At 61.0% G+C, this 16,445-nt stretch carries 17 protein-coding genes; 6 read left to right on the top strand and 11 right to left on the bottom strand.

Going from position 1 to position 16,445, the window contains the following annotated elements; genetic code table 11:
* Positions 1-105 precede the first annotated feature (105 nt).
* Positions 106-1,542, top strand: coding sequence for an NAD-dependent succinate-semialdehyde dehydrogenase (locus ACG74X_RS14710; RefSeq protein WP_411235810.1), 1,437 nt, complete (start codon positions 106-108; stop codon positions 1,540-1,542).
* Positions 1,543-1,679: 137 nt separating this feature from the next.
* On the opposite strand, the gene ACG74X_RS14705 is transcribed toward ACG74X_RS14710, so the two are convergent.
* From ACG74X_RS14705 to ACG74X_RS14665, 9 genes are all read right to left on the bottom strand, one after another.
* Positions 1,680-2,066, bottom strand: a complete 387-nt coding sequence (locus ACG74X_RS14705) for a type II toxin-antitoxin system death-on-curing family toxin (protein ID WP_411235809.1) — start codon at positions 2,064-2,066, stop codon at positions 1,680-1,682.
* Entirely contained in the window at positions 2,063-2,287 is a 225-nt protein-coding gene (locus ACG74X_RS14700; RefSeq protein ID WP_411235808.1) for an AbrB/MazE/SpoVT family DNA-binding domain-containing protein, read from the bottom strand. The genes ACG74X_RS14705 and ACG74X_RS14700 overlap by 4 nt, the downstream gene beginning before the upstream one ends.
* A 123-nt stretch (positions 2,288-2,410) precedes the next feature.
* On the bottom strand, positions 2,411-3,892 hold the full coding sequence (locus ACG74X_RS14695; RefSeq protein WP_411235806.1) for a tripartite tricarboxylate transporter permease: 1,482 nt from the start codon (positions 3,890-3,892) through the stop codon (positions 2,411-2,413).
* Positions 3,893-3,902: 10 nt separating this feature from the next.
* Entirely contained in the window at positions 3,903-4,445 is a 543-nt protein-coding gene (locus tag ACG74X_RS14690) for a tripartite tricarboxylate transporter TctB family protein (protein ID WP_411235804.1), read from the bottom strand.
* Positions 4,446-4,470: 25 nt separating this feature from the next.
* Entirely contained in the window at positions 4,471-5,403 is a 933-nt protein-coding gene (locus ACG74X_RS14685) for a tripartite tricarboxylate transporter substrate-binding protein (protein ID WP_411235803.1), read from the bottom strand.
* A 37-nt stretch (positions 5,404-5,440) separates the two neighbouring features.
* Positions 5,441-7,054, bottom strand: a complete 1,614-nt coding sequence (locus ACG74X_RS14680; RefSeq protein ID WP_411235802.1) for an alkaline phosphatase family protein — start codon at positions 7,052-7,054, stop codon at positions 5,441-5,443.
* Positions 7,051-8,247 carry a kynureninase gene (kynU, locus tag ACG74X_RS14675; RefSeq protein WP_411235801.1) on the bottom strand — a complete coding sequence of 399 codons (1,197 nt, stop codon included), beginning with the start codon at positions 8,245-8,247 and terminating at the stop codon, positions 7,051-7,053. Before kynU ends, ACG74X_RS14680 begins: the two co-directional genes overlap by 4 nt.
* A 272-nt stretch (positions 8,248-8,519) precedes the next feature.
* Complete coding sequence (locus tag ACG74X_RS14670; RefSeq protein ID WP_411235800.1) at positions 8,520-8,819, bottom strand: CcdB family protein; 300 nt, start codon at positions 8,817-8,819, stop codon at positions 8,520-8,522.
* Entirely contained in the window at positions 8,819-9,049 is a 231-nt protein-coding gene (locus tag ACG74X_RS14665) for a type II toxin-antitoxin system CcdA family antitoxin (RefSeq protein ID WP_411235798.1), read from the bottom strand. The genes ACG74X_RS14670 and ACG74X_RS14665 overlap by 1 nt, the downstream gene beginning before the upstream one ends.
* A gap of 187 nt (positions 9,050-9,236) precedes the next feature.
* Between ACG74X_RS14665 and ACG74X_RS14660 the strand changes: the two genes are divergently transcribed.
* Together ACG74X_RS14660 and ACG74X_RS14655 are read left to right on the top strand one after the other, a co-directional pair.
* Complete coding sequence (locus ACG74X_RS14660) at positions 9,237-9,551, top strand: hypothetical protein (RefSeq protein ID WP_411235797.1); 315 nt, start codon at positions 9,237-9,239, stop codon at positions 9,549-9,551.
* 93 nt (positions 9,552-9,644) lie between these two features.
* On the top strand, positions 9,645-11,309 hold the full coding sequence (locus ACG74X_RS14655; protein ID WP_411235796.1) for an alpha/beta hydrolase: 1,665 nt from the start codon (positions 9,645-9,647) through the stop codon (positions 11,307-11,309).
* 18 nt (positions 11,310-11,327) lie between these two features.
* Here the strand turns inward: ACG74X_RS14655 and ACG74X_RS14650 are convergent, their stop codons facing one another.
* Together ACG74X_RS14650 and ACG74X_RS14645 are read right to left on the bottom strand one after the other, a co-directional pair.
* On the bottom strand, positions 11,328-13,040 hold the full coding sequence (locus tag ACG74X_RS14650) for an amidohydrolase (protein WP_411235795.1): 1,713 nt from the start codon (positions 13,038-13,040) through the stop codon (positions 11,328-11,330).
* A gap of 104 nt (positions 13,041-13,144) precedes the next feature.
* The gene (locus tag ACG74X_RS14645) at positions 13,145-13,525 is read right to left on the bottom strand and encodes a hypothetical protein (protein ID WP_411235793.1); all 381 of its coding nucleotides are present in this window, start codon (positions 13,523-13,525) and stop codon (positions 13,145-13,147) included.
* A 300-nt stretch (positions 13,526-13,825) separates the two neighbouring features.
* On the opposite strand from ACG74X_RS14645, the gene ACG74X_RS14640 reads away from it, so the two are divergent.
* The 3 genes from ACG74X_RS14640 (at position 13,826) to ACG74X_RS14630 (ending at position 16,426) form a co-directional block, all read left to right on the top strand.
* Entirely contained in the window at positions 13,826-14,152 is a 327-nt protein-coding gene (locus ACG74X_RS14640; RefSeq protein WP_411235791.1) for a potassium channel family protein, read from the top strand.
* A 138-nt stretch (positions 14,153-14,290) separates the two neighbouring features.
* Positions 14,291-15,385: an HlyD family secretion protein gene (locus tag ACG74X_RS14635; RefSeq protein ID WP_411235790.1), complete on the top strand. Its 1,095-nt coding sequence runs from the start codon at positions 14,291-14,293 to the stop codon at positions 15,383-15,385.
* Between the two features lie 3 nt (positions 15,386-15,388).
* Entirely contained in the window at positions 15,389-16,426 is a 1,038-nt protein-coding gene (locus ACG74X_RS14630) for an FUSC family protein (RefSeq protein WP_411235788.1), read from the top strand.
* Positions 16,427-16,445: the final 19 nt, after the last annotated feature.

Below are 16,445 nucleotides of genomic sequence, written 5' to 3'. Positions count from 1 at the left end.
CGGCTAGTATCATAGAAACCGATATCAATATCCATTCAATTCCATTGAGGCGATTGCCACATCCATGTGACCCTCGGCAAGAAAGCATGAATTCAAGAGGGCCTCATGAACACTTATCCGGACCTGAAGCTGTATATCGGCGGCGCGTGGCGCAAGACCTCTGACGACATGGCTGTCGTCAATCCGGCGACGGAGGCCGAGATCGGCCGTCTGCCCAAGGCCCAAATCTCGGATCTCGACGATGCGTTGAGCGCGGCGGAGGACGGCTTCCGTCTCTGGCGGCGCACCGCACCGCGCGGCCGGGCGGATATCATGCTGAAGGCCGCCAAGCTGCTGCGCGAGCGGCAGGAAGAGATCGCGCAGTCGATCACCGCCGAACATGGCAAACCTTTGGCGCAAGCGCGGCTTGAGGTGATCCGGGGATGCGAGTTCATCGAATGGGACGCGGGCGAGGCCGTGCGCACCTATGGAAGGGTGATCCCCTCCGCGCATGGCGTGCGCTATATCGTGCATCACGAACCCGTCGGCGTCGTGCTGGGACTGTCGCCCTGGAACTTCCCGATGAGCCAGCCCTGCCGCAAGATCGCCGGGGCTTTGGCAAGCGGGTGCTCCATCATCCTCAAGGCGGCAGAGGAAACCCCGGCTGGCGCGCAGCATATCGTCGAGGCGTTCCACGATGCGGGCCTTCCGGCGGGCGTGCTGAACCTCGTCTTTGGCGAACCGGCCGAGATCTCCAGCCACCTGATCGCCCAAGACCCGGTGCGGCTCGTTGCCTTCACCGGCTCGACAGCCGTGGGGCGTCACCTGACCACGCTGGCCTCGGAGAACATGACGCGCGTGTTGATGGAACTGGGCGGCCACGCGCCGGTGATCGTCTGCGAAGATACCGATGTCGAAGCCGCCGCGCTCAGCAGCGCGATCCGCAAATACCGCAATGCCGGGCAGGTCTGCACCTCGCCGACCCGGTTCTTCGTGCATGAGAGCATCTATGAACCCTTCGTTGACACCTTCGTCAAACGCGCCAAGGCCACCGTTGTTGGCAATGGCGTCGAGGACGGCGTTGAGATGGGCCCGCTTGCCAATGACCGCCGCGTGCCCGCTCTTTCCGCGCTGGTCGAGGATGCGCGCGCCAAGGGAGCGGAGGTTCTGGCCGGTGGCGGGCGGCTGGGAAATCAGGGGTATTTCTTTGAACCCACGGTTCTGGCCAATGTGCCGGACGATGCGAATGTGATGCAGGAAGAACCCTTCGGGCCGCTTGCCGTGATCAACCCGGTCGCATCGCTGGACCACGCAATTGCCAGGGCCAATTCCACGCCTTTCGGGCTGGCCGCCTACGGCTTCACCAACCGCGCGGATTACATCGACCGCATGACGGACGAGGTCGAGGCGGGCAACCTGTCGTTCAACACGCTGGAGGCGTCCCTGCCCGAAACGCCCTTCGGAGGCGTCAAATCCAGCGGTTACGGGCGCGAAGGCGGCACCGAAGGGCTTGAGAATTACATGAACGTCAAGAATATCTCGCACAGCATGAAGATCGTCTGAACCGGCTTCATGTGATCACCCTGGGTCCAAGCCAGCCCGGCGGTCCAGCCGCTGACGCGATGTGTTGAACGCCTCGCTGGAGAAGCAGCGGGGCTTGACAGATGACGGTCAGGGTCTGTCGAAGAGATCGTCGAGGTTCAGAGCGGGGTCATTCCGCCCAAGAGCCACTTGGCGAACCCTGCCTCGCTGACGTGCCCCGAGGCAAGATCTTCCATCATCTTCACACCCTCAACCGGCGGGGGCCGGAAAGAGTAGCCGTTAAGCCGCAGAAATGTGAGCGCAGTCACGAAGGCCGTACGCTTGTTTCCATCCACGAAGGCATGCGCCTTGGCAATGCCGAAAGCATAGGCTGACGCGATCTCTGCGAGGCCCGCGTCCGTATATGCGGCGAGGTTCATCGCCCGTGCGCAGCCCATCTCCAAGAGCGCTTGATCCCGCATTCCGGATGCGCCGCCATGGCGGGATATCTGTCGATCATGAATGATACAGACGGCGGAGAGCGGAACCCAGATTGGCTCGGTCAAGCAAGAGCCTGAAGCAGATCGCGGTTCTCATCCATGACGATCTCTGCCGCCGCCAGAGCAGTCGCGACCGCAGGATCGTGTGGTGTGATTTTCAGGCTGCCATCATCGCCGCGGATGACGAAAAGCGTATCCCCCTCTTTGGCGTCGAGCATCGTCAGCATTTCGGTTGTCAGGGTCATGACAGCGGAGTTGCCGACTTTACGGATCTTGGTCTCAATCATCACATCGCCTCATTGGATATATCTAAGTATATACGCCAGATGTCGTGAAAAGCAAACTTTCACATTTGCCGTCAGGCGCGGGCCCAACGGCCCGCATTTCGTGGGGCACCCGCGCCCCGAATGTCAGGTACAGCGTTCACGATATTGCTGCACGGCAGAGCGTGCCGCAAGGATCAGCAACCCGATGATCGCCAGGATCAGAACCGCCGAGATCGGACGATCAAAGAGATCGAGCGGCGACTGAATGCGCGTCATGGCACTGCGGAACTTGGCTTCCATGATGCCGCCCAGAACCATGCCGAGGATGATCGGCACGATCGGGATATTCAGCCGCTTGAGGATAGCACCGAACAGGCCAAAACCCGTGGCAATCAGGCAATCGGTGAGCGAGTTGCGCAGCGAATAAACCCCGACGAAGGAAAACATCAGCACCAGCGTTCCGACGATCCGGTTCGGAATGGCGATCACCCGGATCAGGGTGCGGGTCGAGGCAAGCAGGAACAGAAGCGCAAAGACATTGAGCAGCAGCAGTGCGATATAAAGCGCCATGACGAAATCCATCTGCTGCGTCAAAAGCTGCGGCCCCGGCACGACATTGTGGACATAGAACACCGCCAGCATCATCGCGGTCAGGCTTTCGCCGGGCACGCCAAGCGCCAGCAGCGGGATGAGCGCAGCGGCCGGAACCGAATTGTTCGCCGCCTCCGACGCGATCAGCCCTTCGGGCGCGCCCTTGCCGAACTCCTCGGGCGTTTTCGAGGTGCGCGAGGCATAGGAATAGGCGACGAATTGCGACACGAATTCACCCACGCCCGGAATGATCCCGATCCCGACACCGGCGCTGGAGGACACGGCGGCGACGCGCTTGTGCTGCCAGAATTCGCGCATGGCGCTGAAGATGCTGCCGCTCACCTTTTGCGGCTCAACATGTTTGTCCGACCCTGAGAGCAGCAAAAACGCCTGGCTGAGTGCGAAAAGCCCCAACACGACGACAACGAGGTTCACGCCCGAGCTGAGCCAGGATTGTCCGAAGGTGAAGCGCTGGGTGTAATTGATCGGCTCCATCCCGACCGTGTTCAGCAGGATGCCGAAACAGGTCATCATCCCGGCGGCAAAGACCTGGCCGCGATGGGTGAGGATCATCAGGATGATCCCGAACAGCGCGGCAAGAAAGATCTCGCGCGATCCGAACATCGGCGCGACCTTGGCCAGCACCGGCATGAGCAGCACCAGCGCCACGATGGACACGACCGCGCCGAAGAACGAGGCAGAATACGCCAGCCCCAGCGCGCGCTGCGCGTTCCCGCTGCGTGTCATCGGATAGCCGTCATAGGTGGTGAGCGCGTTGACCGCCGTGCCGGGCGTGTTCATCAGGATCGCGGGCAACGCACCGCCATACATGGACGATCCGTAGATGCCCAAAAGCAGCGACAGCCCCACGAGCGGCTCGAAGATGAAGGTGGTCGGCAACAGGATGGCGATGGCCACGGCGGGGCCGACACCGGGAATGGCCCCGATGACGACGCCGCCGACCGAGCCGATGAGCAAGGCCACCAGCACCGCCGGTTGCATCAGAAGATCGAGCGCGGGCAGCAGGTTTTCCATGATCGGTCCCTCAGAGATAGACGATGAAGAAATTGCGGATGCCCGCCGGGAACAGCTCGTAAAGCGCGCCGCCGGGGACGTTCACGCGCAGCCCCGTCTTGAACAAAAGCACCGTGCCGACGCCCATGAGAACCGCGACCAGCATCATCCGTTTGCTGCGATAGCCGCTGCGCCAAACCAGCGCGACCGCCATCAGGATGCTCATCGGCAGGTAGCCGAGGATCGGCACGAGCAGCACATAAAGGATGAACCACCCGGCGAATTCGGCAAAGCCCAGCCAGACACGCAGTTCCTTGAGCCGGCCCGGAATACGCGGCGACATGACGGAGCCGAGCAGGTTCAATGCGGAGAATACGACCATCCCGACCACTGCAATACCGGGCCAAAGCGTCGGTTGTGCGGACCAGGCGGTGAACTCCGCCGGCGTCGTTTGCGACGGGAAGCTGACGAGCAGGAAGAGGGAGAAGACCAGCATCGCCACCGCGAACACGAAATCTCCGCGCTGCCGATCCCGGCGAAACATCTTGAGAATTCTGTTCGGCAATGGGGTCATGCTGTCTCCTCCCGCAATTGTCGGCTTACTTTAGAAGCTCGTTGATCACCGCCAGCGCCGCCTTGTCCGACGCGATCCGCTCCTGCGCCTGTTCCTGGGTCGACCATTCGATCAACGCGCCGGTCTTTTCCGCGATCTCCTGCATCCGGTCGGAGGCCACCGCGCGCTGCGCAACTTCGGTGATCTTGTCACGCACGTCCTGCGGCGTGTCCTTGTGCACGAACAGCCCGTTCCAGAGCGACAGGTTCAGATCCGGCACGATCTCGGTCACCGCGGGCGCGTCGGGGGCCAGCGGCAGGCGGGTATCGCCGAAGGTGGCCAGCACGTTGACGCTGTCCATGCAGGGCAGGATCGTCTGCACCGTCACGGTGATCAGATCGGCATCGCCCGAGGCCAGCGTGTTGCAATCCAGCGCATCGAAAGCCGCGTGCGAGGCCAGTTCGATCCCCGTTGTCTTGGCCAGCGCAAAGGTCGCGCGTGTCGGCAGCAGACGCGCCCCGAAATGGCCCAGCACGACGGCGTTGTCCTGCGAATACTCCGCCAGTTCCTCAACCGTCTCGAAGGGAAGGTCGCCGCGCGCCGCGATGACAAAGGGATAGGTCAGGTAAATGCCCAGCGGCTCGAACGGGTTGGGATTGAGATCGGGAATGCCGACCTGATCGCCGAAAGCCGGGATCGCGTTGACCAGAGCGCCGACCGTGTAGCCATCGGCGGGCTGCTGCGCGACATAGACCGCGCCGGGGAAAGGCCCGCCGCCGCCGCCGGGCTTGTTGAGCACCGCCGAGGCGACATCATAGGTGTTCTGAAATTCGTCCGCGATGATGCGCGTGGTGATGTCCGCCAGATCGCCCGGAGGCCACGGCACGACGAAAGAGACAGGCTTTTCAGGGTATTCCGCCAATGCGGCAAGGGGTGACAACGCCGTTGCTGCGGCGAGGCCAAGGGCTTTGAGTTTCATGTCTTCTCCTCCATTTGATGAACGTGGTGGCCCAGCGTCAGGACCTGCCTTTCGGCGCTTTCTTCGCGCGTGCCACATCCGCTTCGTCCCAGACCCCGATCCAGATGCCTTCATCCTTCTCGATCTCGGTCAGCTGATCGACGCGGGCATCCGTCATCGTGGTGCGGGTGCGCAGCCGCTCGGTCCAGCGCAGCAGCGCGCCGCCAAGCCGGTCGCGGGTGGCGGCATGGGCGGGATCGGTGCCAAGGTCAGTGAATTCCTGCGGATCGGTCTCAAGATCGAACAGCATCGGGCGGAAGCCGGTGACATGCACCATCTTCCAGCGCCCGTCGAACACCATCACCGCGCGGCTGTCCTTGATCGCGGTGCCCAGCAGGATGCGCGCCTCGCGGAAGGCGAAATCGTATTCCGACACGGCAATATCGCGCGCCCAATCCGGCGCGCCATGCACGAGCGGCATCAGCGAATGACCTTCCAGAATGTGATCCGGCACCGTGCCGCCGGACGCCTCGATAAAAGTCGGCACGAGGTCGATCGCTTCCACCAGATCGGTGTTCACCTGCCCGCGCGTCGCGTCGGCGCGGCTGTCCGGATCGACCACGATCAGCGGGATGCGCACGGATTGTTCGTGAAACAGCTCCTTTTCGCCCAACCAGTGATCGCCCAGATAATCGCCGTGATCCGAGGTAAAGACGATCAGCGTCTCGTCCAGCTTCCCCGCCGCTTCCAGATGGCGCATCAGCACCCCGATTTGGTCGTCGATCTGGCTGATGAGGCCCATATAGGCCGGGATCACCGCCTCGCGCACATCATCGCGCGCCATGCATTTCGAGGTGCGATGCGCCTGATAGGCGGCAAGCAGGGGGTGCGGATCGTCCCGCTCGGCCTCGCTGCGCGTGGCGGGGGGCACGTCATCGGTACCATAGATCTCGTGATAGGGCGCAGGCGCGATATAGGGCCAGTGCGGCTTGATATAGCTCAGATGCAGGCACCACGGATCGTCGCCCGCCTGGTCGATGAACTCCATCGCGCGGGTGGTGGTGTAATTGGTCTCGGAATCCTCGGCCTTCACGCGCGCGGGCAGCCTTGCGTTTTTCATCAGCCAGCCGGACAGGATCGTGCCATCGGCGTCCTCGGCGGAATTGGCCCAGTCCTGCCACGGGTTTTCGCCGTCATAGCCCTTTTCGGCCAGATAATCGTTGTAATGCGACGGAACCTTGCCGCCCGTGGGATGCACGCCATCGAGCCTGTCCCACACCTCGAACCCGCATTCCGCCACCAGCGCACCGATCTCCGAGGATTTGGTCAGGCCAAGCCGCTGCATCCCCTCGATATCGGCGGTCATATGCGTCTTGCCACACAGCACCGTGCGCAGGCCAAGCGGGCGCAGATATTCGCCCAAAGTCCGCTCGCCCAGCTTCAGCGGCACCATGTTCCAGGTCGATCCGTGGCTGCGCACATAGCGCCCGGTGTAAAAGCTCATCCGGCTTGGCCCGCAGATCGGCGATTGCACATAGGCGCGGTCGAACCGCAGCCCGCGCGCCGCCAGCGCGTCGATATTCGGCGTGCGGATCGACGGATGGCCCGAGCAGCCCAGATAATCCCATCTGAGCTGATCGCACATGATGAAGAGGATGTTCCTCCGGCTCATGTCACCAAAGAGCGTTTCTGGAACCGCTCTTCTTTGTAGCGCTCTTCCTTGAGGATGCGTTCGAGCTTGTCGACTGCGCCCAGAATATCCGCCTCGTTCACGAAAAGCGGCGTGATGCCAAAGCGCATCACGTCAGGCGCGCGGAAATCGCCGATTACGTTGTCGGCGATGAGCGCCTGCATCGCGGCATAGCCATGCTCGAAAGCGAAGGAGACATGGCTGCCGCGCGCCTGCGGATCGCGCGGGCTGACCAGTTTCAGACCGGGACACCGCGCCTCGACTTCGCGGATGAACAACTCGGACAGATCGACCGATTTGGCGTGCACCTCGTCCATATCGACCTGATCCCAGATATCGAGCGCGACCGACAGCAGCGCGAAAGACGCAATCGACGGCGTGCCGATGCGCATTCGTTCGATCTTGCCCGGCATCGGGCGGTAATCGGTGTCGAAGGCAAAGGGCGCCTCGTGACCATACCAGCCCGACAGGAACGGCTCGACCGTCTCCAGCAACCGGGGTGCCACATAGATAAACGCCGGCGCGCCGGGGCCGCCATTGAGGTATTTATAGGTGCAGCCGATGGCGAAATCGGTGTCCGTTCCACCGACATCGACCGGCACAGCCCCCGCCGAATGGGCCAGATCCCAGACCACAACCGCGCCTTTGGCGTGTGCTTTTTCAATGATTGCCTTCATATCATGGCGGCGGCCCGTGCGGTAATCGACCTCGGTGATCATCACCACGCCGACCTCTTCGGTGATGCTGTCCATCACGTCCTCGGGATCGGGCGTGCGCAGCTCGTAGCCTGCATCCTTCAGCTTGATCAGCCCTTCGACCATGTAAAGATCGGTGGGAAAATTGCCATTGTCCGACAGGATCACGCGGCGATCGGGCACCATCGCCATGCCTGCCGCGACCGCCTGGAACACCTTGATCGACAGGGTATCGCCCACGACGGTCGTGCCCTCGGGCGCGCCGATCAGGCGGCCGACACGGTCGCCCAGCGTGTTGGTCTGCATGAACCAGTTTTTCGTATTCCAACCCTTGATCAACTCGGTGCGCCATTCGTCGTTGAGAAAGCTGGTCATCGCAGGCACGGACGCTTTCGGCATCGGACCCAGGGAATTGCCGTTCAGATAGATCATGCCCTCGGGCAGATCGAATTGCTGGCGGGTTGTCTCAAAATTTGTCAAGATTAGTCCTCACTGTGCAGTCTTGTTCCGAACATTGGTTTACGCAAAACCACGCTCGATTAAATGATTGGCCAAAATTTCGCAGCGCGTCAGAGGGCAATGGTTCAGCGGTCGGAACCACCCTCGATTTCGACCGGGTCGCGCACGTGTCGCTGCCACCAATTCCGCTCAAGTCGCCTTTTGAATACAGGCACCGGTGACGTTGCGCGCGACCTTTAGCACGAACTGGGTATTCGAAATGCTGATAGCGGACTTCGCTGCGACGGCCCTTATCAAAATCCCTGCATCAGCATATCGACGGCTGCCGTAATCTTGTCGAACTCTGCATTGAGGTTCCCGATAGAGGACACAAGCATCCCCATCGGAACAGCGGCCATGAATTGCGTGACCATCACCACGCGTTCGCCGTTGATATCAAAAACCGGATTCAGCCGTGTCGCGGGTTTTGGCGCGTGTGCGATGGGCAGCAAAGGCACCACGACGCGCGTGTTCAGATCGCTGAGCAAGTCGCTTTGCACGTCCAGCAGGAACCCATCGCCTGACGGGTTGGGAAAGACGTCGTATTTCGGCATCAGAACTGGCGATACGCCTCAAGCGGCAGACCGTGGTCGTCTACATACGCATTAGAGCTTTGCAGCGCTGCGGCGTTCTCTGCGGTCCATTGGGCGGCCTTGGCGGCGGCAACGGCATGGCGTACCCCGTCTTCAGCGGCGCGCGACAGGTTTACGTTCAGCGCCTTGGCTTCGCTCAATAAACTGGCGTCCAGGGACAGGTTTGTGGGCTTTCGCGGCTGGCTGTTCATGGGCGACCTCCTGCCGAAATGGTATCACGCCACGACATGCGCGTCAATTATGCGCATATCCTATGCGTATTTGCCTCATCCCTCCCAGAACTGGACTTTGATCTGCTTTACACCACCGTTCGGCACTGGACAGTGCGGCCGCGTTATGTTGACTTTGGCAAGGCTTTTTCAATGACAAGGAACTGTGATGCGGAGTTTGATTGTTGTGTGTCTTCTTTTGCCGCATCTTGCGATGGCGCAAACCCTGTCGCTGGACAGCGTGCGCGATGCGCGGAATTACGTTTTGGACACTGCGACCTGTACGGATATCGGAGCTTTGTTCACGGTCCCGGCAGAGGACGCGGCCGACATGTCGGATGAATTTTCCGTCGGGTTGCTGTTTGCGGCAACCTATATTCAAGGTCTGGCCAAGGGTGGGCCAGACAATTACAGCGCGCTTTTGATCCGTTTGTCGGAATTCTGTAGCGAAAACCCCGACGCTCACTGGCTGGGGTTTCGGTAACACAATCTGATTTCGTTCGGCCACGGTCTCGGCTGCACGGACAAGAAACCTATGCCCTGCGAGCCGCTCCGAGGCTCTGTTAACGAGGTCAGCATGCGATTGGTGAAATCTGTATTTCAAAGTTTTTCCTGGCCCAGTTTTCTGTTGGGTGCCTTGTTTTTTGCAGCTGCGCTGACGCCGTCCTTGATCCCGCGTGGACCAGAGGTGCAAGGCGTTCTTGGCGGGCTGGTTCTGGCCATCGGGTATCTGACCGGGCGGATCATTGCCCTGATCTGGCGCGCCGCCGACATGCCCGTGTTGCAGGGCAGATTGGCGCAGACCCTGACCATCGGCGCGGGAGTGCTGGTGGCGGCACTGTTTGTCTGGACAATCACATCCAGCCTGACCTGGCAGAATGATCTGCGCGGCAAAATGGGCATGGAGCCTGCCGATGGGCTGCATATTGCCACCATTCTGGCGGTTGCGTTGGTGACATTTGCGCTGGCCTTTACGCTGGGGGCGCTGGTGGCGGTGTTGTTTCGTTGGGTGCGCAAACGATTGTTGCGCGTCATGCCAGAGCGGCGCGCCAATGTGCTGGGAGTTTTGCTGGTGGCGGTTTTGCTGCTTATCGTCACCCGCGACGGCATTCTGGACCGTGTGGTCGCCGGGCTGGATGCCAGCTATGAGGCGGCGCAAAACCTGTTCGACAACGCACCGCCCCCACCCACCGATCCGGCCAAGACCGGAAGTGCGGCATCGCTTGTGGATTGGGCGGCCATGGGAAAACCGGGCCGCGATTTCATCACCACCGGTCCCGATGCTGCGGCGATTGCGGCGTTCACCGGGCAACCTGCGCTGGAGCCGATCCGCGTCTATGTCGGCCGCGCCAATGGCGACACCCCAGAAGAACGCGCCGAACTGGCTTTGGCCGAATTGCAACGACAGGGTGCGTTTGACCGCAAGGTGCTGATTGTCACCAGCCCGACAGGCACCGGCTGGATGGACCCGGGATCGCATGATCCGGTGGAATATATGCATGGCGGCGATATCGCTACTGTCGGCTCGCAATACTCGTTCCTGCAATCGCCGCTGGCGCTGATCTTTGAGACGGAAACCGGATTGGAGCAGGCCACCGCCACATTGGAGGTGGTGCATGAGTACTGGAAAACCCTGCCACCCGATAACAGGCCCCGGCTTTATGCGCATGGGCTGAGCCTTGGGGCGTGGTCGTCGATGTATGCGACCAACCTGTTTCGGCTTGTCGGCGATCCGATTGATGGCGCGTTCTGGGTCGGCCCGCCCTTTCCGTCGGGGTTCTGGAACTATGTCCAGACCACCCGGGCCGAGGGCAGCCCCTGGGTTTTGCCGACAATCGGGGATGGGTCGCTGGTGCGCTATGCGTCAAAAGTGGCGGACGCGTCGCAGGCAGAGGCCGATTGGGGCGGGATGCGGATCGTGTTTTTGCAATATTCAAGCGACCCCATCGTGTTCTACGATCCCGCGTCGCTGTGGCGGGCACCGCCATGGATGAACGACCCACCCGCCGCCGACGCGTCAGAGCATCTGCGCTTTGTGCCGATTGTGACACAGTTCCAGCTTGCACTGGACATGGCGCTGGCTTTTGGCGCGCCGCCCGGACACGGGCACGCCTATCATGCGCAGGATTATATCGCGCCTTGGGTACAAGTGACCGCGCCGGAGGGTTGGACCGAGGCCGACACCGCCCGGCTCAAGGCGCATTGTGACAACGGTGTTCAGGTTGGGTGCAGCAACCGCTAGGCGCGGCGGGTCAAAACCTCAATCGCGGCGAAAGATCGTGTCGCCTTCCTTGATGGTTTCCATCACCTGAATCGTATCCAACGTTTCGGGATCAACCGCGGTCGGGTCCGCAGACAGGATCGCGAAATCGGCCAGTTTGCCAACCTCAAGAGAGCCTTTGATATCCTCTTCAAAATGCTGATAGGCGGGCCAGATCGTCATCGCCTTGAGCCCCGTTATCACATCGACGCGGTGCTGCGGTCCAAGAATGTCGCCAGAGCGCGACCGCCGCGTGACTGTGGCATCCAGAATGCGCATGGAATCAGGAAACGCCACCGGCGCGTCGTGATGGGACGAAAACATCATATCCCGCTCGACCAGCCATCCGGTGGGCGAGATATTATCGGCAATCACCGGCCCCACCGTGCGGTCGCGATGCCAGTCGCCCCAGTAGAACGTGTGCATCGGAAACAGCGACGGGAACACACCCAGCGCCTTATAGGCGTCGATCTGATCTTCGCGCACGAATTGACCGTGAATCAGAACCGGCCTGCGATCGGCCGACCCATGTGCGTCAGTTGCTGCACGAAGTGCCGCGATATGCAGGTCCATCGCGCCTTCGCCATTGGCGTGAACCATGATCTGGATGTCATTCTCAAAGGCGAAATCCATCTGATCAAAGATGTCATCCGTGGGCACCGCGGCATAGCCTGCATAATCTTCGCGAAAACCCTCTGGCGGGTTGTAATAGGGCCGGTCGCGCAATGCGGTAAACCCCTGCGGAGAGCCATCAATCGTCAGCTTTGCGCCTCCGATACGGAACCTGTTGGTGTAGTCTTGCGATTTGTTTTCAACGATATAATCGCGCCCCAAAAGGATGTCAGAATACATGACAACGTCGATATCCAACGCCCCCGCATCGGCAATTGACCGGATCAAACCGCCGATCTGCGGATTGCCCCGCCCTTCCTGCGCGGTTGTGTAGCCATAGCTTGCAATAAGCGCGGCCCCCTTGGTCACCAGTTGCGGCACCGCGTTTACATCAAGTTCGGTCAGCAAAGGCGGAAATGCCGCCGCAACCGCTGTTTCCTCAAGCACGCCATTGGGCATATCTGTCCCGTCCTCGCGGCGGATCACACCGCCCTCGGGATCGGGTGTGTCCGGTCCGATACCGGCCACGTCCAGAGCCTTGGAATTGAACACCGCAAGATGCCCGGACTGATGGACAACAACTATGGGGATGTCGGTCGACACCGCATCCAGATCCTGCCGGGTCGGATGGCGTTGTTCGGCCAATTGCGCGTCGTCATAACCAAAGCCCAGCAGAAACCCCGCCGCCTCGATCACCTCTGGGTTGGCGTCGAACCAGCTGCGCAACTCCTCTTGCATCGCCGCGATATCGTTCACGGTGCCATCCGGCGCAGGCAGCATATTGGCAGAACTGGCCTGCACCCCGATCATGAACACATGCCCATGCGCGTCAACAAATCCCGGCAACAGCGTTTCGCCCGCCAGATCAACCATATCCGTGGCGTCGCCCTGGTGCGCCATCATCTCTTCCAACGTTCCAACGGCAAGAATTTTGCCATCCTTGGCGGCAATCGCCTCGGCTGTCGGGGTGTCATCGGTCATCGTCAGGATCGGTCCACCCGACCAGATGCGATCAGCCTTGTCCTGTGCGAACCCGGAACTGGCAGAGATCAGCCCGACAGCCAGAACAGACCCGAGGATGGGCAACATTGATTTATTCATCTTAAAGACCCTTTACGGCGAACCAATTGCAAATTCATAGTTTGGCACAAAATTAGCCGTGCCCCAAAGTCATTCAAAACCGCGCATAGGATAACGACCGAACGTTATTCGGGCGCTGGCTCCGATGGCGGACCATAGCGTCGCAGAACGACAGCCGCGATCAGGCTGCCCAGCCAGACCAAAAGCGTGGCCGCCAGCCAATTCGAAATGCCCCCGATCTGCATCGACGGCAGGAAAGACGCGGTGACGAACAATCCGACAAAGATCGTGACCAATGATATTCCGCCCAGCAATTCGGGCATGTTGCGCTTGGCCAGGGATGTCACGGCAGGACCGGCAACCGCCTGAACGACGGTGAACACAAGCACTGCAACAAGAAACCCAAGCGGCGCAATCAGGAACCCGGGCAGCAACAGAATGGCCAGCAACAGCCCCGCCGCATTTGCCACCAGATAGCCCAGAACGGACAAGAAAAAACGTTTCAAAGGCGCACTCCGTGACCTTGCCTTGCGGCCATGATACCAGCACCTAGCAACATTCACCGGTGCTGTCATGGCGTATGTTTGCATACATCTGTACCGCAATCTGTCGTTAAGGGAAGCAACGAAAGCGCCATTCGGCCAGAACACAGCCTGACCCGCAAGACGAACCTCCGGCATAGGCATCGTGCCCCCAATGAACGGTTTTGTGCCGTTTTGCTTTCTTCCAGCCCAACGACGCGGTACACCACCGAATTGTGGGATCAGACACTTTGCAAAGTGCATTTTTCGAAAACAGGGCGCGGGATGTTCAGAAAGGTTCTTATACGGCTGCTGGGCGGCATTTTCACCGCGTTCTCAGAAGAGCGCGTGCAGGGTCTTATGGCCCTGACCTTTGTTCTGATCCTGATCGCGACCACGTTTTACTGGTATGTCGAAGGCTGGAGTTTTCTGGATTCGATTTATTTCTCTGTCATCACCATCGCGACTGTCGGCTATGGTGACTTTTCCCCGCAAACCGTGCCGGGCAAGGTGTTTACCATGGTCTATGTGATCTGCGGATTGGGCATCTTTGTGGCCGCCGCCACGGCCATTGCCGAAAGCATCACACGGGACCGGCGCGATGAACGCTGACCCCGGCAAAGCGTGTCGTCCGGCATATGGTCGTCGAAAACGAAACATTGCAGATCGAAATGCAAACCGGCACGGTTTATCAATTCCGCGCTGCACCACCATGACATCGGTGCCCAATCACATAAGAAAGGACTGCTGGTGAGCGATACCGCACCCCCCGCCTCGTCTGACACCACGCCCAAGATCATTGCGGGCAGTGTTGTTGTGCTTCTTGTGGTGATCGCCGCAATCTACGCCATCATGGACCGCACCGTTCCCGGCAGCGCGCGCGCCAGTGTCTCGGCCTATGTGGTGCAGGTTGCGCCGCGGGTGTCGGGAACCGTCACCCAAGTGCACGTCACCGACGACGCCGTGGTGCAGGCCGGTGATCCGCTGTTCTCGATTGACGCGCGCCCGTTTGAACTGGCGGTGCGTCAGGCCGAGGCCAATCTTGCCGGGGCGCTACAATCGGTCGATGCCTCGGGCGCGTCCATCGTTGCCGCCCAAGCCGCTGTCACACAGGCGCGCACCGCGCTGGACAACACCCGCGCGGATGCCGAACGCACGTTCAAGCTCGAAGAGCGCGGGATCGTTGCCGCCGCCCGTGGGGATCAGGCCCGTGCGGCTGTCACATCGGCCGAAGCCGGGCTGGAACAGGCGCAGGCGGCACTGGACAGCGCCCGCGCACAGCTGGGTCCGCAGGATGATGAAAACCCCGCCCTGCGCGCGGCCTCGGCCCAGCTTGAGCAGGCCCAATACGATCTTGCCTCCACAACCGTCCGCGCACAGCACCTGGGTGCGGTGACCAATGTGACGCTGTCGGAAGGTCAGTTCATCGGCGCAGGCAATCCCGCGATGACCTTCATCGACGCCGAAGCGGCCTGGGTCACGGTGGATCTGCGCGAAAACCAGCTTCAGAATGTAGAGGCAGGTGACACCGCGCATGTCTTGTTCGACGCGCTGCCCGGTCAGATCTTTGACGCCCGCGTGCAAAGCGTGGCCTGGGGGATCGCGCCGGGGCGTTCTGTGCAGAACGGGCTTGTGGCCAGCCAGACCACCAACCAATGGTTCGAACCCGCGCGCCGCATTCCCGTGCGGATCGAACTGGAGGGCGGCATGGAGAATTGGCCCTACTCTGTCCGCGTCGGAGGCAAGGCGCACGTCCTGATTTTCGCAAATGGCGACAGCGGGCTGTTCGCCCTGGCCGCGCGCACCACACAGCGTGTGCGGGCCTGGCTCAGCTATCTGCACTAGACGATGTATGTCATCCCCCGCCCCCGGCTTGCCGATGATCCGCTGTTCGGCGTCCGCCTTGGCCTGACCGGGGCGCTGTCCTATGCGGCGGTGCCGATCATGGACCCGCTGATGCCGACGATCATGGCCGCCTTGCCCGTTGGCATGGCCGCCGTACAGCGCAAGGCCTTTGCCCCCGTTAAGGTTATCGCGGGGCCGATTGCGGTTTGTGTGCTTGCCACGCTCATGGCGTGGTTCGTGGCCTGGATGCACCCGCTTGCCGTGGTCTATGCAGGGTCCATGTGGCTGGTCTATTTTATCGGCTTTCGTATGATCCTCAGCACCGGGGCCGCGCCGGGGATGCTGATCATCATTCTGGCCGTGCTGTTTTCGGTCATCGGAATGAACGGCGATGCTGCGGTCGCGGTGGTGCGCGATGAGTTCTACAAAGCCGCGCTGGTGGCGCTGGTTGTGATCCCGCTGGCCTATGTTCTGGTTCCGCCGCGCACCCGCGATCAGCATGTCGACGAGCCCGTGCCGCAACAGGGCAACACAAGCATTGGGGCCGCGATCCGCGCGACCGTGCTGCTGGGGCTGAGCTTTTGGTTATACGCCGTGATGCCGCCCTCGGATATCATGCTGGCCATCATGGCCGCGCTTGTTTTGGTCTTTCCAACCCGCGAAGCGGTGTTTTTCGAAGCCCGCCAACGGATGCGCGCCACGCTCTATGGCAGCGTGCTTGCCGTTGCGGTTCTGGCGGTTTACGTGATGTCGCCCCGTTTGCCGATCCTTCTGGGCCTGATCTTTCTGGCCGGGTTCTGGGTTGGTCAAAAAATGCTGCACGACCCGCGTCCGCATATGGCGTTCCAGAATGCGTTTCCGGCCGCACTCGCTTTGATTGCGGGCGCGCTCAGCACCCAAGATCTTGGCACGGCTGTTGCCTCGCGCGTGGTGCTGACGTTGATTGGCGCGTTTACCGCCGCCTTTGCCGTGGCCCTGCTGGATCAACTGACAAACTGGCGCGCGCCCACCCGCGATGCAGCGCCCGACATCGCTCCCTAGCCACAAGGGTCTGAAAGCG

Source organism: Marivita sp. S0852, assembly GCF_046591575.1.
Classification (GTDB): domain Bacteria; phylum Pseudomonadota; class Alphaproteobacteria; order Rhodobacterales; family Rhodobacteraceae; genus Marivita.
The sequence above is the reverse complement of the archived record's forward strand: the minus strand, read 5'-3'. Positions and strand labels throughout refer to the sequence as shown.

Bases quoted from the DNA above. Each gene is read 5' to 3' on its own strand.
- ACG74X_RS14690 (WP_411235804.1), bottom strand. From the start codon at position 4,445: ATGACCCCATTGCCGAACAGAATTCTCAAGATGTTTCGCCGGGATCGG.
- ACG74X_RS14680 (WP_411235802.1), bottom strand. From the start codon at position 7,054: ATGAGCCGGAGGAACATCCTCTTCATCATGTGCGATCAGCTCAGATGG.
- ACG74X_RS14710 (WP_411235810.1), top strand. From the start codon at position 106: ATGAACACTTATCCGGACCTGAAGCTGTATATCGGCGGCGCGTGGCGC.
- ACG74X_RS14640 (WP_411235791.1), top strand. From the start codon at position 13,826: ATGTTCAGAAAGGTTCTTATACGGCTGCTGGGCGGCATTTTCACCGCG.
- ACG74X_RS14660 (WP_411235797.1), top strand. From the start codon at position 9,237: ATGCGGAGTTTGATTGTTGTGTGTCTTCTTTTGCCGCATCTTGCGATG.
- ACG74X_RS14695 (WP_411235806.1), bottom strand. From the start codon at position 3,892: ATGGAAAACCTGCTGCCCGCGCTCGATCTTCTGATGCAACCGGCGGTG.
- ACG74X_RS14655 (WP_411235796.1), top strand. From the start codon at position 9,645: ATGCGATTGGTGAAATCTGTATTTCAAAGTTTTTCCTGGCCCAGTTTT.
- ACG74X_RS14670 (WP_411235800.1), bottom strand. From the start codon at position 8,819: ATGCCGAAATACGACGTCTTTCCCAACCCGTCAGGCGATGGGTTCCTG.
- ACG74X_RS14650 (WP_411235795.1), bottom strand. From the start codon at position 13,040: ATGAATAAATCAATGTTGCCCATCCTCGGGTCTGTTCTGGCTGTCGGG.
- ACG74X_RS14700 (WP_411235808.1), bottom strand. From the start codon at position 2,287: ATGATTGAGACCAAGATCCGTAAAGTCGGCAACTCCGCTGTCATGACC.
- ACG74X_RS14630 (WP_411235788.1), top strand. From the start codon at position 15,389: ATGTATGTCATCCCCCGCCCCCGGCTTGCCGATGATCCGCTGTTCGGC.
- ACG74X_RS14665 (WP_411235798.1), bottom strand. From the start codon at position 9,049: ATGAACAGCCAGCCGCGAAAGCCCACAAACCTGTCCCTGGACGCCAGT.
- ACG74X_RS14685 (WP_411235803.1), bottom strand. From the start codon at position 5,403: ATGAAACTCAAAGCCCTTGGCCTCGCCGCAGCAACGGCGTTGTCACCC.